Below are 23,815 nucleotides of genomic sequence, written 5' to 3' on the forward strand. Positions count from 1 at the left end.
AAGCGTGCTGAAGGCCATGAACAACTCCGTTACGAACACAGCCAGGTTGCTCTGGGCGGCCCTGCGAGCGCTCCTCGTGTTGACTCTGGTCACAGGCGTGATCTACCCGCTGGCCGTCACAGGTGTGGCCCAGGCGTTGTTCAACAACAAGGCGAACGGCTCGGAGATCAAGGCGGACGGCAAGGTCGTCGGCTCCTCGCTCATCGGGCAGTCGTACAACCTGCCGTTGAAGAAGGGCCAGGAGACCCCGGCCCCGGACCTCAAGTGGTTCCAGGGCCGACCGGCCAACGGGCTGGGTGTGAACTCGATCAACACCCAGTACAAGCTGATCCTCTCCGGCGCCACCAACCTCTCCGCCGACAGCAAGGTGCTCGTCCAGCAGGTGAAGGACGCCAAGGCGGCGGTCGTGAAGGACAACTCCACTGCCGACTACAAGGTCAAGCCCTCCCAGGTCCCGGCCGACGCCGTCACCTCCTCCGGCTCCGGCCTCGACCCGGACATCTCCCCGGCCTACGCGGACCTCCAGGTCCACCGCATCGCCGAGAAGAACGGGCTGCCCGTCTCCCAGGTACAGAAGCTGGTCGACGAGCACACCGACGGCCGCACCCTCGGCTTCGTCGGCGAGCCCACGGTGAACGTGCTGGAGCTCAACATCGCGCTCAAGTCCCTTGTGACGAAGAGCTGATGGCGTTACGCGACCGGCAGGGGAGTCGGCGGCCCGGGAGAGATCCCGGCGCCGCCGACTCCCGCCGCCATGCCAGGGACCACACGAAAGGCACACCCCCATGACACGGGTGCTGGTGGTCGAGGACGACCCGCAGCTCGTACGGGCCCTCGTGATCAACATGCAGGCCCGCCGCTACGGCGTCGACGCGGCCCCCGACGGAGCCACCGCGCTCCGGCTCGCGGCCGCGCGGCAGCCGGACGTCGTGATGCTCGACCTCGGACTGCCCGACATGGACGGCGTCGACGTCATCAAGGCGCTGCGCGGCTGGACACGGGTCCCGATCCTGGTGCTGTCGGCGCGACAGGCCTCCGACGAGAAGGTCGCCGCCCTCGACGCGGGCGCCGACGACTACATCACCAAGCCGTTCAGCATGGACGAACTCCTCGCCCGGCTACGGGCCGCCGTCCGCCGCGTCGAGGACGTGCCCCTGACCCCGGCGACCACCCTGGTCGTCACCGACGACTTCACCATCGACCTGCTCGCCAAGAAGGCCACCCGCGCCGGACACGACATCCGGCTCACCCCCACCGAGTGGCATCTGCTGGAGATCCTGGTCACCAACCCCGGCCGCCTGATCACCCAGAAGCACCTGTTGCAGGAGGTGTGGGGGGTGTCCCAGAGCAACAAGACCAACTATCTCCGGGTCTACATGGCCCAGTTGAGAAGGAAGTTGGAGGGGGACCCGTCGAGCCCCCGCTATCTGATCACCGAGCCCGGCATGGGCTACCGCTTCGAAGGATGACATGGGACGCGGCAAGCTCCGGATCTACCTGGGCGCGGCACCGGGCGTCGGCAAGACGTACGCGATGCTGTCCGAGGCGCACCGGCGAACCGAGCGCGGCACCGACTGCGTGGTCGCCTTCGTGGAACACCACGGCAGACCGCGCACCGAGGTGATGCTGCACGGCCTGGAGGAGATCCCGCGCCGCGAACTCGCCTACCGGGACACGACGTTCACCGAGATGGACGTCGACGCGGTCCTCGCCCGCCACCCCGAGGTCGCCCTCGTCGACGAACTGCCGCACACCAACATCCCCGGCTCCCGCAACGCCAAGCGCTGGCAGGACATCGAGGAACTCCTCGCCGCGGGCATCGACGTGATCTCGACCGTCAACATCCAACACCTGGAATCCCTGGGCGACATCGTCGAGTCCATTACCGGCGTACGGCAACAGGAGACCGTCCCGGACGAAGTCGTGCGCCGCGCCGACCAGATCGAGCTGGTCGACATGTCACCGCCCGCGCTACGACGCCGGATGGCCCACGGAAACATCTACAAACCGGACAAGGTCGACGCTGCCCTGTCCAACTACTTCCGCCCCGGAAACCTGACCGCCCTACGGGAGTTGGCGCTCCTCTGGCTCGCCGACCGGGTCGACGCCTACCTCCAGGAGTACCGCAGCGAACACCGCGTCTCGGCGATCTGGGGATCGCGCGAACGGATCGTCGTAGGACTGACCGGCGGTCCCGAGGGCCGCACCCTCATCCGCCGGGCCGCCCGCCTCGCCGAAAAGGGCGCGGGCGGCGAGGTGTTGGCGGTCTACATCTCCCGCAGCGACGGCCTGACCTCGGCCTCCCCGAAGGAACTCGCCCAACAACGCACCCTCGTCGAGGACTTGGGCGGCACCTTCCACCACGTCGTCGGCGAGGACATACCGGTGGCCCTGCTGGACTTCGCGCGCGGGGTCAACGCCACCCAGATCGTCCTCGGCGTCTCCCGCCGCAAGGGCTGGCAGTACGTCTTCGGCCCCGGCGTCGGCTCGACGGTCGCCCGGGACTCCGGCCCCGACCTCGACGTCCACCTCATCACCCACGACGAGGCCGGCAAGGGACGCGGACTGCCTGCGAACCGGGGCACGCGGCTAGGGCGGGCCCGCATCGTCTGGGGCTGGCTGGCCGGAATCGGCGGACCGCTGCTGCTGACCTGGCTGTTGAGCGGTGTCGCGCCCGAAGTCGGCCTGGCCAACGACATGTTGCTGTACCTGACGCTGACGGTGGCGGCGGCCCTGCTCGGCGGACTGTTCCCCGCACTGGCCTCGGCGGCGGTCGGATCGCTGCTCCTGAACTGGTACTTCACCCCGCCCGTGCACACCTTCACCATCGCCGACCCCAAGAACATCGTCGCCATCGCGATCTTCGTGGCCGTCGCGGTGTCGGTCGCGTCGGTCGTCGACCTGGCGGCAAGGCGCACGCACCAGGCGGCCCGCCTGCGCGCCGAGTCGGAGATCCTCTCCTTCCTCGCGGGCAATGTGCTGCGCGGCGAGACCAGCCTGGAGGCGCTCCTGGAACGGGTCAGGGAGACCTTCGGCATGGAGTCCGCCGCCCTGCTGGAGCGCGCGAGCGACGTCGAACCCTGGACCTGCGCGGGCAGCGTGGGCCCGCGCCCCTGCCAGAACCCGGAGGACGCGGACGTCGACGTGCCGGTCGGCGACCACATGGCCCTCGCCCTCTCCGGCCGGGTCCTGCCCGCCGAGGACCGCCGGGTCCTGGCCGCCTTCGCCGCACAGGCCGCCGTCGTCCTGGACCGTCGCCGTCTCCGCGAAGAGGCCGACCAGGCAAGGGCGTTGGCCGAGGGCAACCGCATCCGCACGGCACTCCTGGCGGCCGTGAGCCACGACCTGCGGACGCCCCTCGCCGGCATCAAGGCGGCCGTCTCCTCGCTCCGTTCGGAGGACGTCGCCTGGTCGGACGAGGACCAGGCGGAGTTGCTGGCCGGCATCGAGGACGGCGCCGACCGCCTCGACAACCTCGTCGGGAACCTCCTCGACATGTCCCGACTCCAGACCGGCACGGTCACCCCGATCATCCGCGAGGCGGACCTCGACGAGGTGATCCCGATGGCGTTGGGCGGGGTCCCCGAGGACAGCGTCGAACTCGACATCCCCGAAAGCCTGCCCATGGTCTCCGTCGACAAGGGCCTGCTGGAACGCGCCGTCGCCAACATCGTCGAGAACGCGGTCAAGTACAGCCCGGAGCGAACTCCCGTACTGGTCAAGGCAAGTGCCATCGCCGACCGCGTGGAGATCCGGGTGATCGACCGCGGCCCCGGCGTCCCCGACGAGGCCAAGAACCGCATCTTCGAACCCTTCCAGCGCTACGGCGACGCCCCGCGCGGTGCCGGAGTGGGCCTCGGCCTCGCCGTCGCACGCGGCTTCACCGAGGCCCTCGGCGGCACGCTCGGCGCCGAGGACACCCCGGGCGGCGGCCTCACGATGGTCCTCAGCCTCCACCTCGCCCCCGCACCCACCCTTGCCCCCGTCGAAGGTTCCACCTACAGTCCGGCTCCGTAATGTTCGTCAATCGGCCCGAAACTTTCGAACCCGGGCCGGACGGAGGAGCGGAGACACATGCGGACCTACGACAACCCGGTCATCGGCGGTTTCCACCCCGACCCCAGCGTGTGCCGGGTCGGCGAGGACTACTACCTCGTCTGCTCCAGTTTCGAGTACTTCCCCGGGGTCCCGCTCTTCCACAGCCGGGACCTGGTGCACTGGCGCCAGCTCGGCAACGTCCTTGACAGACCAGGGCAGTTGAACCTCCCGGACGACACCCCCGCCTCGGCCGGCATCTACGCCCCGACCCTCCGCCACCACGACGGCCGCTTCTACCTGATCACCACCGAGGTGAGCGGCAAGGGCAACTTCATCGTCACCGCCGACCGCCCCGAGGGTCCCTGGTCGGACCCGGTCCTCGTCGACGTGCCCGGCATCGACCCCGACCTCGCCTGGGACGAGGACGGCAACTGCTGGTGCGCCGTCGCCGGGGTGAAGGTGGCCCGCATCGACCCGACGACCGGCAAGGTCCTGGAGGGCCCGCTCCCGATCTGGTCCGGCACGGGACTCCAGCACCCGGAGGCCCCACACCTCTACCGCGTCGGCGACTGGTGGTACCTGCTGCTGGCCGAAGGCGGCACCGCACACGGCCACAGCGTCTCCATCGCCCGGGCCCGCTCCCCACGCGGCCCCTACGAACCGGCCCCCGCCAACCCGATCCTCTCCCACCGCAGCACCGACCTCCCCATCCAGAGCACCGGCCACGCCGACCTGGTCAGCGCCCCCGACGGCACCTGGTGGATGGTCCTGCTGGGCACCCGCCCCCGGGGCTGGTTCCCCGGCTTCCACGTCCTGGGCCGCGAGACGTTCCTGACCCCGGTGGAGTGGGTGGACGGCTGGCCCCGGGTCGGTCCGGTACAGGAACAGCACCCGGCTCCGGAGGCCTGGCACCCCTTCGAACTCCCGCCGGTACGCGACGACTTCGACGCCCCGACCCTCGCCTTCTCGTGGATCTCCCCGCGCAGCAGGCCGGAGGACAGTTGGTCGCTGACCCGCCGTCCGGGCTGGCTGACTCTCGACGCGACCTCCGGCCCGGTGTTCCTCGGCCGCCGCCAACAGCACTTCGACTGCCGCGCGTCCGCCCGGATCGACCCCGGCTCCGGCCGCGCCGGCCTCTCCGTCCGCATGGACGAGGCCCATCACTACGACATCGAGGTCGCCGGGGGAGCGGCGAGCGTGGTAGCGCGGATCGGTCCCGTACGGCAGTGCATCGCCTCCCGCCCAGTGCCGTCGGGGCCGGTCACGCTGGCCGTCGACATCGTCGCGACCAGCGCCGACACACGTGCCCCCGACACCCTCACCTTCTCCGTGGAGGGCCCCGAAGGAGCCGTAGAACTCGCCGAGTTGGACGGCCGCTATCTCTCCACCCAGGTCGCCGGAGGCTTCACCGGGCGGGTGGTCGGCATGTACGTGACCGAGGGCGAGGCGGCCTTCGACTGGTTCGACTACCAACCGCGGTAGCGCATCCCCCTGGATCGACTCTTTCTGTATCAACACCGAAAGTTTCGACCCTCGTCAGTACGGGCGCCACCCCACGTACCGCTCACCCATGGACAGGAGTCGCACCATGCCCAGGAACAGACTCGGACTCGCGGGAGCCCTCGCGGCCGTCCTCATCGCTGCGGGCATCGCCACCGGCACGCCCGCCCAGGCCCACGAGGAACCGCGTACCCAGGCCCACGAAAGGCCGGCCACCCTCGCCCAGCTCGCCGAGCGCCACGGCCGTTACTTCGGCAGCGCCACCGACAACCCCGAGCTGACCGACACCGCGTACACGAAGATCCTGGGCCGCGAGTTCGACATGATCACCCCGGGCAACGGCATGAAGTGGTACGCCACCGAGCCCCGGCAGGGCGTCTTCGACTGGACGAACGGCGACCAGATCGTGAACCTCGCCCACGCGAACCACCAGCGGGTCCGCGCCCACACCCTCGTCTGGCACAGCCAGTTGCCCGACTGGCTCACGTCCGGCACCTGGACGGCGGACGAGTTGAGGGCCGTACTGAAGAAGCACATCACGACCGAGGTACGGCACTACCGCGGCAAGGTCTACTCCTGGGACGTCGTCAACGAGGCGTTCAACGAGGACGGCACCTACCGCGACACCATCTGGTACCGGACGCTCGGCCCCGGCTACATCGCCGACGCGCTGCGCTGGGCCCATCAGGCCGACCCGCACGCCAAGTTGTACCTCAACGACTACAACATCGAGGCGACCGGCCCGAAGAGTGACGCCTACTACGCCCTCGCGAAGCAACTCAAGGCCCAGCACGTGCCGTTGGACGGCATCGGGCTCCAGGCGCACCTGGCCCTCCAGTACGGCTATCCGACGACCCTGGAGGACAACCTCCGGCGCTTCTCCCGCCTCGGTCTCGACACCGCGCTCACCGAGGTCGACGTACGGATGCAACTCCCGGCGACCGACGCCAAGCTGACGGAGCAGGCGACCTGGTACCGGGACCTGACCGGGGCATGCCTCGCGGTGCGCGGGTGTGTGGGGGTGACCATCTGGGATTACACGGACCGGTATTCGTGGATTCCGGCGGTCTTCCCGGGAGAGGGAGCGGCACTTCCGTGGGACGAGCAGCTGAATACGAAACCGGCTTATCACGCGCTCCGTGAGGCGCTCCGATAACAGCCGACTACGGGGAGTGAACTACCCCGGATACGCGTCGGGGCCGGTGCGCACCGAGTATGTGCGGCCGGCCCCTCATGTTCTTGCAGTGCACAGCGACGGGCGGCGCGGCGGAACCGCCCGTGGTGGTGTTCAGGCCGCCGTCATCACCTGGCGGTGCGGGGCGATGATCTGGCCGTCGGGCAGGAGCTCACCGGTGTCCTCGAACAGGAGAACGCCGTTGCACAGCAGGCTCCAGCCCTGTTCCGGGTGGTGCGCCATGAGGCGGGCGGATTCCCGGTCGGCGGATTCGGCTGTGGGACACGGTGGCTGGTGCTTGCACATTGGTGGGATCTCTCGCTCTGTTGTGGTCATGTCCGTCCCCCGTGGTGTTGAGTCGGTCCGAACCCAGTGTTGCCCCATGGACGTCAATCCGCAGGGATTTAGCGGCACCGCTTCTCACAGGTTGATGACGCATCACCCGCGCGGACGGTTCATCCCAATTCCCAGCTCGTACGAGCTTTTTCCTGCTCGTACGAGCGTTACGAGCGTAAAAGGGGCCGGAAACGCGATCGTACCCCGCTGCCGGGAATTCGGCGGCGGGGTACGAGGGTGACGGAGGGGGAAAGTCAGGCGGGAGAACCGAGCAGCGGCGCGGGAGTCACCCGATGGGTCAGCATCGGCAGCAACTCGGCGACCCGGTGCGGACGGTGGGCCGCGATGCCGGGCGGCGCGGGGGCCAGCGGGACCAGCAGATCGGACGCGACGGGGTGGCCGTCGGCGCCGTCCTCGGTGAGGTCGCCGTGCAGCCAGAGCGTGAGCATGTAGAGGCCGGGCACGGACAGGAGGCGCGGCTGGTGGGCGTCCTTCATGTTCTCGGCCTGGCGCAGCGCCCGCTCGGTGGAGGCGATGTACGGGCCCTCGAAGAAGTGCGAGAACGCCCAGCCGTCGGGGGTCAGCATCGTCTCCGCGGCGGCGACCGCGCGATCACCGCAGCGGATCAGGAAACGCCAGCCGGCCAGCCGGGTGACGGCTGTCCCGTCCGCGGACACACGGTCCAACACATGCAGGGGCAGCGGGAGTTCGGGTGTTGCGGGTCCCTGGGCCGCGCGCAGGGACGGCGTCTTCGCCTCGCGGACCGCGGTGGGGGAACCGAGTGCCGTGAGAACGGAGCGCAGGGCGGGCGCGGGAGCCGGGGGGACATGCAGCGGCATGGTGGGTCGCCTCTCATTCGACAGGCACTGGTGGCGCGAGGGCGGGGCGGGGGCGGACGGCGCTGTCAGCTCTCGGGGTCAGGGAGGCCGGGCCAGGTTCCGTGAACATGGGTGCGGCCTGCCGCACGTCACCTCGACGGCAGGTTCCAGGACCGGGGCGCCAACCTTCTGCCTTGTTCGCGGAGTTTATACGACACGGGTTCAGACGATGTTTCGTCTAACCGTTTCCCGTATGAACAACAAGGACCTATTAGGCCAGCGATTCACGGGAATCATCCCGGTTCCGAACGGGCTCCACGGCGATGACCTCGGGATATGGCACCGATGGGGTCGGCCAATTCTCGTCGGCGTTTTTCACGAGGTCTTCATTCTGCGGGAACTGCGCGCTGCCGCATGCCTCGTGAATGTGCCGCGGGTCACGTTCGACCAGAGTAGCGGGCGCCGGGCCGGTCCGGGGACGTTATCGATCGCCAGGGCTGGGCATCATCCTTGCTGACCCGGGGACGAGTGGGACGAGGAGGTGACGCTTCGATGGGCGAGAAGGTCGTGGCAGGGCCGTTCGAGCTGGCCGACCGTCAGCGCTACCGCGCCAAGCTGCGGCGCTGCCTGACGGGGCTGGAGCGGCTGCTGGCCGAGAAGCGGTTCGACCGCCCCAAGAACCTCATGGGGCTGGAGATCGAACTGAACCTCGTCGGCTCCGACGGCATGCCGAAAATGCTGAATGGACAGGTCCTCGAGCGTATCGCGAGCCGAGATTTCCAAACAGAACTCGCCATGTTCAATCTGGAAGTCAACATTGCCCCACATCGATTGGACGGCCGGGTATTCGACAGGCTCGCCGAGGAGATCCGTACGTCACTGGCATATGCCCACCGGAAAGCGGGCGAGGTCGACGCCGGAATACTGATGATCGGCATTCTGCCGACGCTCGACCGGGACGACCTGGTCTCCTCGAACCTCTCCGCGGTCGACCGGTACACCCTGCTCAACGATCAGATCGTGGCCGCCCGCGGCGAGGATTTCGTCCTTGACATCGACGGCGTCGAGCACCTCACCTGTACCTCGGGTTCCATCGCGCCCGAAGCCGCCTGCACCTCCGTGCAGTTGCACCTCCAGGTCACCCCGGACCGCTTCGCCGACGTGTGGAACGCGGCCCAGGCCGTCGCCGCCGCACAGGTCGCCGTGGGCGCCAACTCGCCCTTCCTGTTCGGCCGTGAGCTCTGGCACGAGTCCCGGCCCCCGCTGTTCCAGCAGGCCACCGACACCCGCCCGCCCGAACTCCAGGCCCAGGGCGTCCGCCCCCGCACCTGGTTCGGCGAGCGCTGGGTCACCTCCGCGCACGACCTCTTCGAGGAGAACCTGCGCTTCTTCCCGCCCCTGCTCCCGATCCACGACGACGAGGAACCCCTCGACGTCCTCGACGCGGGCGGCATCCCCACCCTCGCCGAACTCGTCCTGCACAACGGCACGGTGTACCGCTGGAACCGCCCGGTCTACGGCATCGCCGACGGCGTCCCGCACCTGCGCGTCGAGAACCGCGTCCTGCCGGCCGGCCCCACCGTCACCGACGTCATCGCCAACACCGCCTTCTACTACGGCGTCGTCCGCGCCCTCGCCGAGGAGTCGCGGCCGGTGTGGACCCGGCTGCCCTTCGAGGCCGCCGCCGCCAACTTCGACACCGCGTGCCGTCACGGCATCGACGCCCGCCTTCTCTGGCCCCGGCGCGGACGCCTCGGCGGCACCACCGAGATCGACGCGGTGTCCCTCGTACGCGACGAACTGCTGCCGCTCGCGGAGGCCGGCCTGGACGCGTGGGGGGTCGAACCGGCCGACCGGGACCTGTACTTGGGCGTGATCGACGAGCGCTGCCGCCGCCGGGCCAACGGCGCGACCTGGCAGTCCGCCACCTTCCACCGCGCCCTGGAACAGGGCCTCACCAGGGAGGCCGCGCTGGCCGCCACCACCCGCCGCTACAGCGAGCTGATGCACCTCGGGGAGCCGGTCCACACCTGGCCGGTGGGACTGCCGGAGCCGGTGCCGCTGGGGTGAACCGCAGCTGTTTCAGCGCGCGTTGGCCGAGAGGGATGAACTGCGGCTGTCTCAGCCCGCGTCGGCGGACGCGCCCGACGCGCCCGCCGCCACGATGGCCTGGAGGATCACCGACTGGATCTGGGCCGGGTCGCTCACCTCGTGGCCCGAGCCGCCGGTCGCCTCGGCGATCTGGCGGGCCTCCTCCTTGTCGGCGTCCGGGCCCACCGCGATCATGATGAGCGGCACCGGCCGCTCAGGGCTGGCGAGTTGCTGCAACTGCCTGACGAGCGTGGAGCGGGAGATGCTGCCCGGGTCCTGGTTGACCCCGTCGGTGAGAATCACCAGCGCGTTGAACTTCCCCTTCACATAAGAGGACGTGGCCGCCTTGTACGCGGCGAGCGTGGTGTCGTAGAGCCCGGTCGCACCGTTCGGCACCGGCTTCAGCGAGCCGAACGCCGCCGACAGGGCGTCCCGTTGGGTGCCGTCGCCCGTGCGGTCGCCGAGCCGCTCGGTGGGCACCAGGACGCGGTAGTCCTTGTCGCCGTCGAGCTTCGTGGAGAACTCCCACAGCCCGATCTCGTCCTCGGGCGTGAACGTGGCCAGCGCCTGAAGCAGCGAGCCCTTGGTGACGTCCATCCGTGACTGCCCGGTCCCCGGCACCGGCTCCGCCATCGAGGCGGACGCGTCGACGACCGTGGTGATCCGCGCGCTCTGCACCGTGATCGTCCACGTACCCAGCGCCTTCTGGAGCGCCGCGTCGGAGGCGGGCTCGGCCGCCGCCACGGCGTACGGCTGCGGACTGCTGCCACCGGCCTCGGCGACCACGGCCTTGGGCGCGGTGTCGTCATCGGTGCGGAAGCCGTACTTCTCCATGAGCTTCTGCTGCGCGGGCCGGCTCAGATAGGTCATGAACCGGATCGCGGCCCGGCTCTCGTCCGTCGTCATCCGCTCCTGGTCGACCAGGTTGTACGGATAGTCGAGCCGCGGGGAGCCGTCCTTCGGATAGAACAGGTCGAGGCTCCCGCCGCCGTCCGCCGACGCGTTGTACGCGAACGCCGACTGCTCGCTGAGGACCAGCGCCTGGTTGCGCTTCGGATTGCCCTGCTCGGTGCCGGAGGAGTCGCGCGGCAGGGTGTCCAGGACCTGGCCGTCGGTGTCCGAGATCCGCTGCGACAGCGTCTTCATCATCGCCGCGGCCTGCGTGGCCCCGCCCTTGACCTTCGCGGCGGCCGTACTCAGCTGTGTGAGCGCCAGCAGTCCCGTAGCGCTGCGCGCCGGGTCGGCCGCGCCCAGCCGGAGCGAGTCGTCCTGGAGGGTGGCACCGGCCAGGTCCAGCCAGCTGTACGTCTTCTGCGGCCACCCGAGCGACTTGGCGGCGGTCGGGACCATCGCCACCCCGACCGGAGTGGAGGCCACGTTGCCCGCGGGGGTGACCTCCGTGGCGTCGCTGTCGGCGGCCGACGAGACCTCGTTCACCCACAGTTCCGAGTCGGGCACCCACACCTGTACGTCCGGGTGCTTGCCCGCCTTGAGCGTGTCCGCGAACTTGTACGACTCCTGGGCGGTCACCGAGATGTTCAGGCACTGCCCGTCGGACGTGATGCCCTCGTCGCGGGCCTTTCCGGCCGCCGCGCGCAGGGCGGGAGTCATATCGGGGGAGGCGGCGAGTTTCAGCCGTACGGCGTCCTTCTTGCAGGAGGAACCGAAGGAGAGCAACCCGCTCTGCACGGCCACGGCGGTACCGCCGGCGACGGTCAGCACGAGGACCGTGGCGATGGCCACCGTACGGCGGCGCGCGCGAGGACGGGGGTCGCTGCCGCCCGCCCCGTACTGATCGGGCAAGCTGTGACGTCCCATGACGGTGGTGCCCCTCCCTGTTGAACCACGTGCCGGTGTGCGGCCGTATGGCAGACATGGGGGAGGTGAGCCCCGTACCGCGTCCGTCCCCCCAACGGCCTGTCGCGCACGATCTTCGTAAGTTCTTTCGAGACCCTAGCGGGGCGAAGATGGGCATGAGGCGGGATTTCCGAACTGAAGGCAGGTGTGCAGGTGGAGGCAGGGCAGGTGGCCGAAACTTTTCCGCTGGAGCGGCCCACGCGGCGGATCCTCCGGTCCGAGGCACTGCTCGTTCTGGGGCTTTCGCTCGGTGCGAGTGGTGTGTCCGCCCTGATCAGTTTTGTCGGATCGGTCACGAAACCGGGAGGCCTCAAGGACCAGGCGGCCACCCTCAACGCCTCGGCCGCACCGGGCCGTCCGTGGCTCGATCTCGCCTGGCAGCTGTTCGGCATCGCGTCGGCGCTCGTCCCCGTCGCGCTCGTCGCGCACTTCCTCCTGAGGGAGGGCGAGAGCCTGCGCACGATCGGCTTCGACCGCACCCGCCCCTGGCTCGACCTGGGCCGCGGCGCGGCGATCGCGGCGGTCATCGGCAGCACCGGAATCGCCTTCTACCTGGCGGCCCGCGGCCTCGGCTTCAACCTCACGGTGGTACCGGAGGCGCTGCCCGACGTCTGGTGGAAGTACCCGGTCCTGATCCTCTCCGCGATGCAGAACGCGATCCTCGAAGAGGTCATCGTCGTCGGCTATCTGCTGCGCAGGCTCGGCCAGTTGGGCTGGACGCCGGGAACCGCGCTGGTGGCCAGTTCCGTACTGCGCGGTAGCTACCACCTCTACCAGGGCATCGGCGGCTTCATCGGCAACATGGTGATGGGCGTGGTCTTCGTGTACCTGTACCGGCGTTGGGGCCGCGTGGGTCCCCTGGTGGTGGCGCATTCTCTGCTCGACATCGGGGCGTTCGTCGGCTATGCGCTGCTGGCGGGGAAGGTCGGCTGGCTGCCGACGGCGTAGGTCGCGCAAGTCGCCTGCGCGGCAGGCCTGTTGACGACCTGCGGGCCAGGTCCCTGAGGGCTCAGGCGAGCAGCTCGCCGTCGATGACCGTGACCGCGCGTCCGGTCAACAGGGTCCGGTCGCCCCGGAGTTCGGTACGGACGCGCCCCGAGCGGGCCGAGGCCTGCAGCCCGGTGAGGACCGTGCCCCCGAGACGCTCGGACCAGAAGGGAGCCAGCGCCGTGTGCGCGCTGCCGGTGACCGGGTCCTCGTCGATCCCGACGTTCGGGAAGAAGCAGCGCGAGACGAAGTCGTAGCCCCGGGAGGGGTCTTCGGCACGGGCGGTGGCGATGATGCCGCGCTCGGAGTGGACGGCGAGGGCCTGGTGGTCCGGCGCGAGTCCTACGACGGTCTTCTCGTCGGCGAGTTCGACCACGAGGTCGCCGATGTTCGGTCCGGTGTCGAAGGCGGAGAGCGGTTCGGCACCCAACGCCTCGGCGACACCGTCCGGGATCTCGACGCGCGTGAGCGGGGCGGTCGGGAAGTCCAGGGTGATGGACCCGTCGTCCCCGGGCGTGGCGCTGAGCACCCCGCTCCGCGTGGCGAACCGCACGGTCCCCTCGTGGGCGCCGGTGGTGTGCAGCACATGGGCCGTGGCGAGGGTCGCGTGCCCGCACATCGCGACCTCGGTCGCCGGCGTGAACCACCGCAACGCCCAGTCGGCGTCCCCGCCTTCGGGCAGCGGGTGCGCGAACGCCGTCTCCGCGTGATTCACCTCCGACGCGATCTTCTGAAGCCGGTCGTCCGCCGGGAAGGCGTCGAGGAGCAGCACCCCGGCCGGGTTGCCGGCGAAGGGGCGGTCGGTGAAGGCGTCGACGATTCGAATCCGCATGTCCTGACGCTAGAGGCAGCGTGGAGCCGCGGGCCAAGGCCAATTCGCGGGGACTGGACCGATTCGGGTGTGAGGGCGGGGTGAGGGCAGGAGTCCGTTACGACGCCGAGGGGTGTTCCGGTTTCCGGGCCAGGAAGATGGCGTGGGTCCGCTTCGCTCCCTCGGCCGGTTCCTGGACCAGGCGCGCGGTGAGCGTGAGTCCGGCCTGTGCGAGCAACGTGGCGATCTTGTCCGGCGGGAGCAGATGGGACTCGTAGGACACGGGATGGCCGCCGTACGCCTGTGTCGGGCGCAGGAGTTGGTCGTCTCCCACGTGGCCGGCCAGCATCAACTGGCCGCCGGGGGCGAGCGTGCGGTGGAACTCGGCGAAGACGACGGGCAGTTGGTCGGGCGGTGTGTGGTGGGTGGAGTAGAAGGCGAGGATGCCGCCGAGCGAGTCGTCCCCGATCGGCGGTGCGGTCATCGAGCCCACGGTGAAGGTCAGTTCGGGGTGGGCGCGGCGGGCCAGTTCGATCATCTTCGGGGAGAGGTCGATGCCGAGGACGGGCACCCCGAGGCCCGCCAGATACGCCGTGACCCTGCCGGGCCCGCACCCCAGATCAGCCACGGTCCCGAGGCCGGCCGCCCGCACGGTATCGGCGAACGCGGCCAGCATCGCGCGGTACAACGGGTCCAACTCGTGCGGTTCCTTGACGAGTTGGACGTAGTCGGCGGCGACGGTGTCGTACGACTCCCGGATCGCGGCGAGGTAGGAGGGCGGCTGAGAGGTCACGCCGGTGACTCTAGGGGAGGGCATCGAGCACTCCCTCGGTCTCTTCCCGTCGGTGTGGTTGCCGGTGAGGGCGGCATCACTCCGTCGACTCCAGGATGCGGTCGAGTGTCCGGCGCCCCATCCCGCTCATCGTCGGATTGGTCTCGACGTAGTACCAGACGAGACCCATCGCCTGTTCGAACGCCCATGCCTTGCCGCGCTCCCATTCCAGATCGTCGCAGGCGAGTGTCCGCCGGAGCACTCCCCGCGGGCCAGGCAGCAGCAGGTGCCAGGCACTGACCAGATCCAGCGCGGGGTCGGCCGGGCCGAAGCCGCCGGTGTCGAGCACGCCGCTGAGCCGGTCTTCCGCGACCAGTACGTTGCCGGGAATCAGGTCACCATGGCTCATCACGTCGGGACTCGTGCGCGGCAACTCGCGGAAACGGCACCACACTTGGCGCAGCCGGGGCACGTCGAGCAGCCCCTCGCTCTCCTCGAAGCACTTCGCCATCCAGTCGTCGTGGTGCGTGAGAACGCCGCCGCGGTTGTCGCCGTTGAACAGCCGCCCTCGCGTCTCGGCGTCGCGCAGGGCCGCGATGAAGGACGCGAGGTCCTCGGCGAAAGCGTCCGACCCGCTCGGGTCGGCATCCGAGGCGATCGTTCCCGGCAGCCATGTCTGGACCGACCACGGCATGGGGTAACCCGCTCCGGGCTTTCCGAGGGCGACGGGTTCCGGTGCGGGGAACTGGGAGACCTGTGCCAGCTCCGCGCTCGCGCGGGCTTCCTGTTCCAGAACCGCCAGCGCCTCGGCGGGGTCGGCCGGACGCAGGGGGAAGCGCGCGGAGAGGTCGTTCCCGATGCGGTAGATGGCGTTGACCGTCCCGGTCGACGGCAGGAGCCGGATCGCCTTGCCGCTCCACTGAGGGAACTGTTCCTGGATCAAGGCCGCGACGATTTCGCCGGTCACGTCCACTTGGTCATCGTGCATGGTCATCGCTCGCAGGCTCTTCCACTGGTCCGGCTCGAAACGCCGGAAGCAGACCAGATCGACCGGGACGACGGCAACCGATAAAGAAGGGGGTTGCCATCAGAACAGTCCCGATATATCGTTGACGCATCGCGACAGATCAACGATGGAATGGAGTGATTGCGATGCGTACCCACGGATTCGAGCGTGGACATGGACAGGACGGCCCCTCCCGGCGCGGCCGGGGTGGCCCTGACGGGCGGCGTGGGGCTTTCGGACCCTTCGGGCCCGGTGGACCGGGTGGTCCCGGCGGCCCCGGCTTCGGACCGGGCTTCGGTCCCGGCCCCTGGGGTGGACGAGGGCGCGGCGGCCCGAGGGGTGGCAGGGCGCGGCGCGGCGACGTGCGTGCGTCGATCCTGGCCCTCCTCAAGGACCGGCCGATGCACGGCTACGAGATGATCCAGGAGATCGCCGAGCGCAGCGGCGGCGCGTGGAAGCCGAGCCCCGGCTCGGTCTACCCCACCCTGCAACTGCTGGAGGACGAGGGCCTGATCGCCAGTGAGTCGGAGGGCGGCAAGAAGCTCTTCGCCCTCACCGAGGCAGGCCGTACCGCGGCCGAAGAGGGCCCGGACGCCCCCTGGGAAGAGGCTTCCCGCGGGGTCGACTGGGAGGCCCTCAGTGAGATCCGCCAGGCCGGCTTCGGTCTGATGGAGGCCTTCGGCCAGGTCTGGAAGACCGGCAGCAAGGAGCAGCGCGAGAAGGCGCTGACCGTCATCAACGACGCCCGCAAGAAGCTGTACCTGATTCTGGCCGACGAGGACTGATGTCCTCCGGGTCGGAAGAGGTGGCAGGCCAAGGCGCCTCACGGAACTTCCGTGGGGCGCCTTCCCTGTGCGCGTTCCCGTTCCTGCGGTGCCCCGGCGCGTTCCTCAGGCCACCAGCCCGGCCAGTTTGCGCAGCGACTCGTTCAGGGCAGCCGTACCCGAGTCCTTCAGCTTGCCCGCCATCAACGACACCGCCGCACCCGTGAACTCACCGTCGATCCGGACCGTCGTGGCGTCGCTGTCGGGCGTGAGCGTGTAGCGCGTGGCGACGTTCACGGCCATCGGCCCCTTGCCGCGGATGGCGAAGACGCGGGCCGGCTCCACCTCCTCGATGGTCCATTCGACCTCGGCCGGGAAGCCCATCAGCTTCATGTTCTCCTGGAAGGTCCCGCCCACCGCGAGGACGTCCGGGCCGCCCTTGGGGAAGTTGGTGTGGGTCGCGTTCCACTCGCCGTACGCGGACCAGTCCGTGAGTTGAGTCCACACCTTCTCGGCCGGGGCCTCGATGCGTGCCTCCGCGCTGATTTCGGCCATGCGACCACCTCTTCGTATCGGGCTACGGTGTCGCGGAAGGTAGCCGCAGGGCGCGCAACATTCAATACTGATGAACCGTCAGAAATTGTGCGCCTGCGCCGATGTGCCGGGTTCAGCTCACCCGTCGTATCACCGCCGCGTCGAACAGGTCCCACGCGCGCGGGTGGGCGCTTTCGTCGTGGCAGTGCCACGCGTCCCAGAACAGGTCGGCGAGCAGCGCGTCCTCCGGGGCGTACACCCGGTACACGTACTGCCTGCCGTCGACCGCCGGCAATGCCACCAGCCAGCACCTGCTCTCCACGTTCGCGAAAGACGTACGCCGGGTGCAGCGCGGTTGCGCACGGGGCGCGCGGCGGGGCGGCGTGCGCCTCTCGGGGGTGCGGCGCGTGATCTCATCCGTAAGGAGGAGATTCCGGCCGCCCGGGTCCACTTTGTGTGGGACGCCGAAATGCAACCCTCCGGGGATGCCCTCAATGCGGGGGACTGATGGGGTAAGAGTGTGCAACCCCGGATCCCCAGGCAGTCGACCCGCGAGCAAGGAATCCACCGCGCGGACAGCGATGCCAGGCTCAGTGCAGAGCTGGCAGCGGTGGTCGCCGGTGCGCGCCGCCGGGCCCTGCGGGACGGGGACCACCAGATCGACACGGCCCACCTGCTGCACAGCCTCCTGGAGTCCGACCCCGAGTCCCGCGCCGTCTTCGGCGACGGCCCGCAGATCGCCCGGCTCCTGGGCTACCTCGTCCAGCGCAGCATCGGCTACGGCCTCCGCTGGCAGGGCACGGTCGAGGACTCCGGGGCGATCCCCGTGATCCCCGCGGCGGAGGGCTGGTCGCCCCTGGCCGCCGGCGCCCTGGAGTACGCCTGCGAGCGCGCCGAACTCCGCGACGCCGACCTGGCCTGCGGCATCGACCTCCTCGCCGCGATCGTCGCGGACCCCGAGTCCCGTGCCGTGGAGGTCCTGCACCGCGCGGGCATCGAGTCCCCCGAGGTGCTCGTCTGGATCGAAAGCCGCTTAGGGGACTACGTCGGGGGCGCCGAGACGGGGTGCTGAGCGGGCCGACGGTGTGCGTCGTGATGCCGGTCGGGATGACGTGCCGAAGGTCCACGCCCTGAGACAGGAGTCATCGGGGCTGACACTCCTGTCATCCCCTGTCATCATGTGCCCGTGCATACGTCTGAGAGCAGTGCGTCCGGAGGCGGCAAGGGAGTCGGCCTCGGTCTGGCGCTCGGGTCCGCGCTCGCCTTCGGCGGGTCCGGGGTCGCGGCCAAGCCGTTGATCGAGGCGGGCCTCGACCCGCTGCACGTGGTGTGGCTGCGCGTGGCCGGCGCGGCCCTCGTGATGCTACCCCTCGCCGTACGCCACCGGGCGCTCGTCCGCCGTCGTCCCGCGCTGCTCCTCGGGTTCGGGCTGCTCGCGGTGGCCGGTGTCCAGGCCTGCTACTTCGCCGCGATCTCCCGCATACCCGTAGGGGTCGCCCTGCTCGTGGAGTACCTCGCACCCGCCCTCGTGCTCGGCTGGGTGCGGTTCGTGCAGCGGCGGCCGGTCACCCGTGCCGCCGCGCTCGGCGTCGTCCTCGCGGCCGGCGGACTCGCCTGTGTCGTCGAGGTGTGGGCGGGCCTGAGCTTCGACGCCGTAGGACTGCTGCTCGCGCTCGCCGCCGCCTGCTGCCAGGTCGGCTACTTCGTGCTGTCCGACCAGGGCAGCGGAGCCGGCGAGGAGACCCCCGACCCGCTCGGCGTGATCGCGTACGGCCTGCTCGTCGGCGCCCTCGTGCTCACCGCCGTGGCCCGCCCCTGGACCATGGACTGGTCGATCCTCAAGGGCGACGCCGACATGAACGGCACCCCGGTCCCGGCCCTCCTCCTGCTCGCCTGGATCGTCCTGATCGCCACGGTCCTGGCGTACGTCACCGGAGTTGTCTCCGTGCGCCGCCTCTCTCCGCAGGTCGCGGGCGTCGTGGCCTGCCTCGAAGCGGTCATCGCGACCGTCCTGGCCTGGGTCCTGCTCGGCGAACACCTCTCCGCACCGCAGATCGTCGGGGGAGCGGTGGTCCTGCTGGGCGCCTTCATCGCGCAGTCCTCGGCGCCCACGAAGGGCTCAGGGGAACCGGTGGCCGGGGGCGGCCCCGAAAGGGAGTTGTCCCGCCGCGGAACGGCTGCCTAGGCTCCCGATCATGCACCGGAACACACTCGTCCTTCCGCCGCCGGCCGCCTGAGGCGGGCCCCCGGAATCCACGCCCGGCACGTCACAAGGCATCCCCGGGCGAAACGGTGCTGCCCGCAGAAGAAGTCCACGGACCCCGCCGACAGGGGTCCCTCGTCGCACTTCTGCACCTCTGCGGAGACCCCTCGTGTCGAACCCTGCTCTCGGCCTGCCCGTCGGGCGAGGCCTGCTCTACCTGATCATCGCCGGAGTCGCCTGGGGCACCGCGGGCGCGGCCGCCTCCCTGGTCTACCGGACCAGCGACCTCGGCCCCCTCGCCCTGTCCTTCTGGCGCTGCGCGGCCGGTTTCCTGCTCCTGCTCACCGTCCGCCTTCTCCGCCTTCGACGGCCGGGGGCGCGCCCCGCCGCCGTAGCCGAACCGCTCGGCCGCAAGGCCCTGCGGACCGTGACGACCGGCCTCGGGCTGGCCGTCTTCCAGACGGCCTACTTCGCGGCCGTCGCGGCCACCGGCCTCGCCGTGGCGACCGTCGTCGCACTCGGCGCAGGACCCGTGCTCGTCGCGCTCGGCGCCCGGCTGACCCTGGGGGAGCGGCTCGGCGCCGGCGGCGCGGTCGCCGTGGGCGGGGCGCTCACCGGGCTCGCCGTGCTGTCCCTGGGGCCGGCCGCGACCGTACGTCCGTCGGGCGTCCTGCTCGCGCTCGTCTCGGCGGCCGGCGGCACCGCCATGACGCTGCTGACCCGGCGCTGGGGACGCGGCGGCGGAACCGACGCGTCCGCCACGGCAGTCGGTACGTTCGCGGTCACCAGCCTGTGCCTGCTGCCGCTCGCCCTGGCCGAGGGGCTGGTACCGCACACCGCCCAGCCGGGCCGGGTCCTGTGGCTCCTCGGATACATCGCGACGGTCCCGACCGCCCTCGCCTACGCGCTCTACTTCGTGGCCGCGGCCGTCGTACGCTCTGCCACGGTCTCCGTGATCATGCTCCTCGAACCGGTGAGCGCGGCCGTACTCGCCGTCGTCCTGCTCGGCGAACGGCCGACCCCGACGACCCTGGCCGGCACCCTGCTGATGCTCGCCTCGGTCGCGGGCCTCGCGGTGACGGAAGCACGCGGGGCGCCAGCGGCCGAACACCCTCTTGTGTGACGGGAGTTCGGCTCCTCAGCCCTCGCGCCGGCGCAGCAGGTGCTCCCGGGCCACCGCGTCCCGAGGACCACCCCGCCCCACGAGCCCCGCCGCGATCCGGTCCCGCACCTCGGCCGACCGCTTCCCCGCGTACTTGAACTTCGCGCGCACGCCGGTCACTTCGAGCCGCACCACCCGGATACCGGACAACAGCCGTCCGTACGGCGCCTCGCCCGCCGCGACCGTCGAGGAACCGCCCTCGGGCTGGAAGTGGCCGACCTGGCGATTGAGCAGGGTCGCCGTCTCGGCGGGGTCGTCCACCAGGTGCGCTGTGCACCGGAGTTGGACCGCCGCGTAGAAGCTGGTCGGCACGCCGTGCTCGGGCGGGCCGTCCGGTTCCGCCTGCCAGGGGCCGGGGACGTAGACGTAGTCGTCGACGACGCTCAGGACCACCTGCGGGGCCGCCTCCAGCGCGGGCAACAGGGGGTTGGGGCGGGCGAGATGGATGATCGCCTCGCCGCGCCCGGGGTCGTAGGCGAAGTGGAGGGGCTGGACGAACGGGGGTTCCCCGGAGGGCCCGTTGACGGCCAGCTGGCCGAAGTCGTGGGCGGCGAGCCAGCGTTGCCACTCGGCGTCGTCCTGGGGTGCGTCCCAGGGGTGGATGAGCATTACAACGCGGCCAGGTAGGCGGGGAGTTCGGTGCCGGGGGCCAGGTCGTCGTTCGGGAGCGGGGCTCCGTAGGCGGGGCGGAGCGGGACCACACCGGCCCAGTGGGGGAGGTCCAGGTCCTCCGGCTCGTCGTTCGCGCCGCCGGTGCGGAGCTTGGCGGAGACCTCGTCGAGGTCGAGGCGGATCACCATGGTGGCGGCGAGTTCCTTCTTGTTGGCGGGCCGCGAGTCCGCCGACCGGCCCGGCACGACATGGTCGACCAGCGCGTCCAGCGCCGTCCGCTTCTCCTCGGGGTCCATCACCTGGTGGGCGATGCCGTGCACCACCACGGAGCGGTAGTTGATCGAGTGGTGGAACGCGGAACGGGCCAGCACCAGCCCGTCGACGTGCGTGACCGTCAGGCACACCGGCAGCCCCGGATCGGCCTGCCCCGTCATCCGCAGCGGGCGCGCGCCCGTCGAACCGTGCACGTACAGCCGCTCGCCGACCCGCCCGTACAGCGTCGGCAGCACGACCGGCGCGCCGTCCCGCACGAAGCCGAGGTGGCAGACGTAGGCCGCGTCGAGTATCGCGTGCACCAACTCCTTGTCGTACGACGCCCGGTCCGCGGAGCGCGTGGGGACGGTCCGGTCGGTCGGCGTGTAGGCGACGGGCTGCGACGTCGGCTGCGAGGTGGTCCCCTGCATGGTGCTCTCCATTGGTGTGTCCGCTCGGTGTGTCCGCTGTCCGGGGTACGGCTGCCTGGTTGCCATTCGTATTGCACTAGTGCATAGTGTTCTTTGTGCTAGGAGGATATCGGATCGAAGGGCGACGCGCAGCCGACATTGCGGCCGACGTCGAGCGCGCGGTGGGTTCGGGAGAGCTGGTGCCCGGGCAACTGCTGCCGCCCATGCGGGAGTTGGCGGTCGAGCTGGGCGTGAACCCCAACACGGTCGCGGCCGCGTACCGGACGCTGCGGGAGCGCGGGGTCATCGAGACCGCCGGGCGCCGGGGCAGCCGGGTGCGTCCCAAGCCGGCCACGACCGGGCGCGAGCACATCCGGGTGGACGTGCCGACGGGGGTCCGCGACGTCTCCCACGGCAACCCGGATCCGGCGCAACTGCCCTCCCTGGTACGGGCGTTCACCTTCGCCGCCGAACAGTCCGACCGTGAACCGGTCATGTACGGCGACGACCCGGTCGAACCGGAACTGGCCCGCATCGCCCGGACCGAGCTGGACGCGGAGGGGGTGCCGTCAGGCCCCGTGGCCGTCACCTCCGGCTCCCTGGACGCCATCGAGCGCGTCCTGGCCGCCCATCTGAAGCCCGGGGACACCGTCGCCGTGGAAGACCCGGGGTGGGGCAGCCTGCTCGACCTCGTACCGGCGCTGGGGCTGCGCGTGACCCCCGTCCGCGTCGACGACGACGGACCCCTCCCCGACGACGTGCGCGCCGCGTTGGAGTCCGGCGCGCGGGCCCTGATCGTCACCGACCGGGCGCAGAACCCCACCGGAGCCGTGGTGAGCGTCACGCGCGCGCGTGCTCTGCGGTCCGTGCTCCGCCGCCACCCGGAGATCCTGCTGATCGAGGACGACCACGGCCACGGCATCGTCGACCAGCCCCTGCACCCCCTGGCCGGCACCACCCGCACCTGGGCCTTCGTCCGCTCGGTCGCCAAGGCGTACGGCCCCGACCTGCGGCTCGCCGTGCTCACCGGTGACGCCGTCACTCTCGACCGGGTCCGCGGCCGCCAACGGCTGGGCCCGGGCTGGGTCAGCCGTATCACCCAGCGGGCCGTGGCCCGGCTGTGGGCCGACGGCGCGGTCGACACGCCGGTGGTGGCCGCCGCGTACGGCGCCCGCCGGGACGCGCTGATCGCCGCGCTCGCCGAACGCGGGGTCGCGGCCCACGGCACCAGCGGCCTCAACGTGTGGATCCCGGTACCGGACGAGACCGGTGCCGTCTCCCGCCTCCTGCACGCCGGTTGGGCCGTGGCCCCGGGTGCCCGCTTCCGCCTGGGCGCACCCCCGGGCATCCGCGTCACCGTCTCGACGCTGACGTCCGACGAGACCGGACCCCTGGCGGAGGCGATCGCTTCCGCCAGCGGCCCGGCACCGGTTCGCGGCTACGTCTGACGCCGGTTCGCGGGGGGCTTACGACCCCTCGTCCACCGGGCGAGCGGGTGCTCGCGACCTCTCGTCCGCCGGGCGACGGTTACCGCTTCCCTCTCGGCCGCATCTGCGTGAGCGCCGCCCCCGCCAGCACGATCACCGCCCCGACCGGAGTCGACCAGGTCAGCGACTCGCCCAGGATCGCGACGCCCGCCGCCGTGGCGATCACCGGGATGAAGTACGTGACCATCTGGGCGGTGGTGGGGCCGACTTCGGCGACCAGGCCGTACTGGAGGAGAACGGCGAGACCCGTGCCCAGAGCGCCCAGCGCGGCGATCGCCAGCAGGGGGAGGACCGGGAAGCGGGTCGGTACGGACGTGAACAACGGGGTTATGACGGCCAGTTGGAGGGTGGCCAGGAGCAACTGGGCGCCGGTCAGCGAGAGATGGGAGGCGCCGGTGCCGGCCAGGGTGCGGCGGACGTAGATCCAGCCGATCGGATAGCTGAGCGAGGCGAGCAGGGCCATCGCCGTGCCCCTGGCGTCCAGGCCGTTGAAGCCCTGCCAGGCGCCGAGGACCGTGAGGACGCCCAGGAAACCCAGGCCCAGGCCGGCCACGCGGACGCGGGTCGGACGGTCCTCGGAGAGGGCGACCAGGGACAGGGCCATGCCCCACAGCGGCGAGGTCGCGTTGCAGATGCCCGCGAGCGTGGACGGGATCGTCAGCTCGGCGTAGGCGAAGAGTGAGAACGGCAGGGCGTTGAGCAGGAACGCGGCGACCGCCAGATGAGCCCACGTGCGCGCGCCGCGCGGCAGCCGCTGCCGCTTCACCGCCATCGCCGCCGCGAGCACCGCCGTGCCGAACAGCAGCCGCCCGAACGTGACTTGGAAGGGTGCGTAGCCGTGTGTGCCCACCTTGATGAGCAGGAAGCTGAAGCCCCAGATGAGGGAGAGCGCTCCGAACCGCAGCCGCCAGTCGAGCGCGCGGCGGGGGAGGGGCGTGGCGGTGTCCCGGGCCTGCTTCCGGGTGGCGGCGGTGGTCGCGGCGGTGCTCATGGGTACCAAG

The 23,815-nt window shown here is 70.5% G+C and carries 23 protein-coding genes; 12 read left to right on the plus strand and 11 right to left on the minus strand.

The window, feature by feature from the left end; genetic code table 11:
- Nucleotides 1-16: 16 nt before the first annotated feature.
- The 5 genes from OG714_RS42305 to OG714_RS42325 all read left to right on the plus strand — a co-directional run bounded on the left by OG714_RS42305 (nucleotide 17) and on the right by OG714_RS42325 (nucleotide 6,694).
- Nucleotides 17-685, plus strand: coding sequence for a potassium-transporting ATPase subunit C (locus OG714_RS42305; protein ID WP_406129103.1), 669 nt, complete (start codon nucleotides 17-19; stop codon nucleotides 683-685).
- Between the two features lie 100 nt (nucleotides 686-785).
- Nucleotides 786-1,469: a response regulator gene (locus tag OG714_RS42310; RefSeq protein WP_406129105.1), complete on the plus strand. Its 684-nt coding sequence runs from the start codon at nucleotides 786-788 to the stop codon at nucleotides 1,467-1,469.
- Between the two features lies 1 nt (nucleotide 1,470).
- Complete coding sequence (locus OG714_RS42315) at nucleotides 1,471-4,017, plus strand: DUF4118 domain-containing protein (RefSeq protein ID WP_406129107.1); 2,547 nt, start codon at nucleotides 1,471-1,473, stop codon at nucleotides 4,015-4,017.
- A 57-nt stretch (nucleotides 4,018-4,074) separates the two neighbouring features.
- Nucleotides 4,075-5,520: a glycoside hydrolase family 43 protein gene (locus tag OG714_RS42320; RefSeq protein ID WP_406129109.1), complete on the plus strand. Its 1,446-nt coding sequence runs from the start codon at nucleotides 4,075-4,077 to the stop codon at nucleotides 5,518-5,520.
- Between the two features lie 106 nt (nucleotides 5,521-5,626).
- The gene (locus OG714_RS42325) at nucleotides 5,627-6,694 is read left to right on the plus strand and encodes an endo-1,4-beta-xylanase (protein ID WP_406129111.1); all 1,068 of its coding nucleotides are present in this window, start codon (nucleotides 5,627-5,629) and stop codon (nucleotides 6,692-6,694) included.
- Between the two features lie 132 nt (nucleotides 6,695-6,826).
- Here OG714_RS42325 and OG714_RS42330 read toward each other — a convergent pair whose 3' ends face one another.
- Nucleotides 6,827-7,018, minus strand: coding sequence for a DUF5999 family protein (locus tag OG714_RS42330; RefSeq protein WP_329245543.1), 192 nt, complete (start codon nucleotides 7,016-7,018; stop codon nucleotides 6,827-6,829).
- Nucleotides 7,019-7,302: 284 nt separating this feature from the next.
- The gene (locus tag OG714_RS42335) at nucleotides 7,303-7,887 is read right to left on the minus strand and encodes a hypothetical protein (protein ID WP_406129113.1); all 585 of its coding nucleotides are present in this window, start codon (nucleotides 7,885-7,887) and stop codon (nucleotides 7,303-7,305) included.
- Between the two features lie 531 nt (nucleotides 7,888-8,418).
- On the opposite strand from OG714_RS42335, the gene OG714_RS42340 reads away from it, so the two are divergent.
- On the plus strand, nucleotides 8,419-9,936 hold the full coding sequence (locus tag OG714_RS42340; protein WP_406129115.1) for a glutamate-cysteine ligase family protein: 1,518 nt from the start codon (nucleotides 8,419-8,421) through the stop codon (nucleotides 9,934-9,936).
- Between the two features lie 51 nt (nucleotides 9,937-9,987).
- Here OG714_RS42340 and OG714_RS42345 read toward each other — a convergent pair whose 3' ends face one another.
- Nucleotides 9,988-11,775 (minus strand): substrate-binding and VWA domain-containing protein, encoded by a 1,788-nt coding sequence (locus tag OG714_RS42345; protein WP_406129117.1) that lies wholly within the window; start codon nucleotides 11,773-11,775, stop codon nucleotides 9,988-9,990.
- 186 nt (nucleotides 11,776-11,961) lie between these two features.
- Between OG714_RS42345 and OG714_RS42350 the strand changes: the two genes are divergently transcribed.
- Entirely contained in the window at nucleotides 11,962-12,762 is an 801-nt protein-coding gene (locus OG714_RS42350) for a CPBP family intramembrane glutamic endopeptidase (RefSeq protein WP_406129118.1), read from the plus strand.
- A gap of 61 nt (nucleotides 12,763-12,823) precedes the next feature.
- On the opposite strand, the gene OG714_RS42355 is transcribed toward OG714_RS42350, so the two are convergent.
- From OG714_RS42355 to OG714_RS42365, 3 genes are all read right to left on the minus strand, one after another.
- Complete coding sequence (locus OG714_RS42355; protein WP_406129120.1) at nucleotides 12,824-13,633, minus strand: PhzF family phenazine biosynthesis protein; 810 nt, start codon at nucleotides 13,631-13,633, stop codon at nucleotides 12,824-12,826.
- Nucleotides 13,634-13,730: 97 nt separating this feature from the next.
- Nucleotides 13,731-14,405 carry a class I SAM-dependent methyltransferase gene (locus tag OG714_RS42360; RefSeq protein WP_406129122.1) on the minus strand — a complete coding sequence of 225 codons (675 nt, stop codon included), beginning with the start codon at nucleotides 14,403-14,405 and terminating at the stop codon, nucleotides 13,731-13,733.
- A gap of 76 nt (nucleotides 14,406-14,481) precedes the next feature.
- On the minus strand, nucleotides 14,482-15,378 hold the full coding sequence (locus OG714_RS42365; protein ID WP_406129124.1) for an aminoglycoside phosphotransferase family protein: 897 nt from the start codon (nucleotides 15,376-15,378) through the stop codon (nucleotides 14,482-14,484).
- A gap of 158 nt (nucleotides 15,379-15,536) precedes the next feature.
- On the opposite strand from OG714_RS42365, the gene OG714_RS42370 reads away from it, so the two are divergent.
- Nucleotides 15,537-16,175 carry a PadR family transcriptional regulator gene (locus OG714_RS42370; protein WP_406129126.1) on the plus strand — a complete coding sequence of 213 codons (639 nt, stop codon included), beginning with the start codon at nucleotides 15,537-15,539 and terminating at the stop codon, nucleotides 16,173-16,175.
- Between the two features lie 105 nt (nucleotides 16,176-16,280).
- On the opposite strand, the gene OG714_RS42375 is transcribed toward OG714_RS42370, so the two are convergent.
- Both OG714_RS42375 and OG714_RS42380 read right to left on the minus strand, forming a co-directional pair.
- Complete coding sequence (locus tag OG714_RS42375) at nucleotides 16,281-16,709, minus strand: SRPBCC family protein (RefSeq protein WP_406129128.1); 429 nt, start codon at nucleotides 16,707-16,709, stop codon at nucleotides 16,281-16,283.
- 112 nt (nucleotides 16,710-16,821) lie between these two features.
- Nucleotides 16,822-16,989, minus strand: coding sequence for a hypothetical protein (locus OG714_RS42380; RefSeq protein ID WP_106971117.1), 168 nt, complete (start codon nucleotides 16,987-16,989; stop codon nucleotides 16,822-16,824).
- Between the two features lie 219 nt (nucleotides 16,990-17,208).
- Here OG714_RS42380 and OG714_RS42385 point away from each other — a divergent pair, with 219 nt between their 5' ends.
- The 3 genes from OG714_RS42385 (at nucleotide 17,209) to OG714_RS42395 (ending at nucleotide 20,014) form a co-directional block, all read left to right on the plus strand.
- On the plus strand, nucleotides 17,209-17,760 hold the full coding sequence (locus OG714_RS42385; protein ID WP_406129130.1) for a Clp protease N-terminal domain-containing protein: 552 nt from the start codon (nucleotides 17,209-17,211) through the stop codon (nucleotides 17,758-17,760).
- A gap of 108 nt (nucleotides 17,761-17,868) precedes the next feature.
- The gene (locus tag OG714_RS42390; RefSeq protein WP_406129132.1) at nucleotides 17,869-18,873 is read left to right on the plus strand and encodes an EamA family transporter; all 1,005 of its coding nucleotides are present in this window, start codon (nucleotides 17,869-17,871) and stop codon (nucleotides 18,871-18,873) included.
- 187 nt (nucleotides 18,874-19,060) lie between these two features.
- Nucleotides 19,061-20,014 (plus strand): DMT family transporter, encoded by a 954-nt coding sequence (locus OG714_RS42395; RefSeq protein ID WP_406129134.1) that lies wholly within the window; start codon nucleotides 19,061-19,063, stop codon nucleotides 20,012-20,014.
- Nucleotides 20,015-20,029: 15 nt separating this feature from the next.
- On the opposite strand, the gene OG714_RS42400 is transcribed toward OG714_RS42395, so the two are convergent.
- On the minus strand, nucleotides 20,030-20,662 hold the full coding sequence (locus tag OG714_RS42400; RefSeq protein ID WP_406129136.1) for an FMN-binding negative transcriptional regulator: 633 nt from the start codon (nucleotides 20,660-20,662) through the stop codon (nucleotides 20,030-20,032).
- On the minus strand, nucleotides 20,662-21,348 hold the full coding sequence (locus OG714_RS42405; protein WP_406129137.1) for a pyridoxamine 5'-phosphate oxidase family protein: 687 nt from the start codon (nucleotides 21,346-21,348) through the stop codon (nucleotides 20,662-20,664). The genes OG714_RS42400 and OG714_RS42405 overlap by 1 nt, the downstream gene beginning before the upstream one ends.
- A 95-nt stretch (nucleotides 21,349-21,443) precedes the next feature.
- Between OG714_RS42405 and OG714_RS42410 the strand changes: the two genes are divergently transcribed.
- Nucleotides 21,444-22,775: an aminotransferase class I/II-fold pyridoxal phosphate-dependent enzyme gene (locus tag OG714_RS42410; protein WP_406129139.1), complete on the plus strand. Its 1,332-nt coding sequence runs from the start codon at nucleotides 21,444-21,446 to the stop codon at nucleotides 22,773-22,775.
- Nucleotides 22,776-22,854: 79 nt separating this feature from the next.
- Here the strand turns inward: OG714_RS42410 and OG714_RS42415 are convergent, their stop codons facing one another.
- Nucleotides 22,855-23,805, minus strand: a complete 951-nt coding sequence (locus tag OG714_RS42415) for a DMT family transporter (protein WP_406129141.1) — start codon at nucleotides 23,803-23,805, stop codon at nucleotides 22,855-22,857.
- Nucleotides 23,806-23,815 lie beyond the last annotated feature (10 nt).

This window comes from Streptomyces sp. NBC_00989 (assembly GCF_045162655.1).
Taxonomy (GTDB): domain Bacteria; phylum Actinomycetota; class Actinomycetes; order Streptomycetales; family Streptomycetaceae; genus Streptomyces.

Excerpts from the sequence above, each read along its gene's own strand:
- OG714_RS42305 (WP_406129103.1), top strand. The coding sequence starts at position 17 with ATGAACAACTCCGTTACGAACACAGCCAGGTTGCTCTGGGCGGCCCTG.
- OG714_RS42310 (WP_406129105.1), top strand. The coding sequence starts at position 786 with ATGACACGGGTGCTGGTGGTCGAGGACGACCCGCAGCTCGTACGGGCC.
- OG714_RS42315 (WP_406129107.1), top strand. The coding sequence starts at position 1,471 with ATGGGACGCGGCAAGCTCCGGATCTACCTGGGCGCGGCACCGGGCGTC.
- OG714_RS42320 (WP_406129109.1), top strand. The coding sequence starts at position 4,075 with ATGCGGACCTACGACAACCCGGTCATCGGCGGTTTCCACCCCGACCCC.
- OG714_RS42325 (WP_406129111.1), top strand. The coding sequence starts at position 5,627 with ATGCCCAGGAACAGACTCGGACTCGCGGGAGCCCTCGCGGCCGTCCTC.
- OG714_RS42330 (WP_329245543.1), bottom strand. The coding sequence starts at position 7,018 with ATGTGCAAGCACCAGCCACCGTGTCCCACAGCCGAATCCGCCGACCGG.
- OG714_RS42335 (WP_406129113.1), bottom strand. The coding sequence starts at position 7,887 with ATGCCGCTGCATGTCCCCCCGGCTCCCGCGCCCGCCCTGCGCTCCGTT.
- OG714_RS42340 (WP_406129115.1), top strand. The coding sequence starts at position 8,419 with ATGGGCGAGAAGGTCGTGGCAGGGCCGTTCGAGCTGGCCGACCGTCAG.
- OG714_RS42345 (WP_406129117.1), bottom strand. The coding sequence starts at position 11,775 with ATGGGACGTCACAGCTTGCCCGATCAGTACGGGGCGGGCGGCAGCGAC.
- OG714_RS42355 (WP_406129120.1), bottom strand. The coding sequence starts at position 13,633 with ATGCGGATTCGAATCGTCGACGCCTTCACCGACCGCCCCTTCGCCGGC.
- OG714_RS42365 (WP_406129124.1), bottom strand. The coding sequence starts at position 15,378 with ATGACCATGCACGATGACCAAGTGGACGTGACCGGCGAAATCGTCGCG.
- OG714_RS42370 (WP_406129126.1), top strand. The coding sequence starts at position 15,537 with ATGCGTACCCACGGATTCGAGCGTGGACATGGACAGGACGGCCCCTCC.
- OG714_RS42375 (WP_406129128.1), bottom strand. The coding sequence starts at position 16,709 with ATGGCCGAAATCAGCGCGGAGGCACGCATCGAGGCCCCGGCCGAGAAG.
- OG714_RS42400 (WP_406129136.1), bottom strand. The coding sequence starts at position 20,662 with ATGCTCATCCACCCCTGGGACGCACCCCAGGACGACGCCGAGTGGCAA.
- OG714_RS42405 (WP_406129137.1), bottom strand. The coding sequence starts at position 21,348 with ATGCAGGGGACCACCTCGCAGCCGACGTCGCAGCCCGTCGCCTACACG.
- OG714_RS42415 (WP_406129141.1), bottom strand. The coding sequence starts at position 23,805 with ATGAGCACCGCCGCGACCACCGCCGCCACCCGGAAGCAGGCCCGGGAC.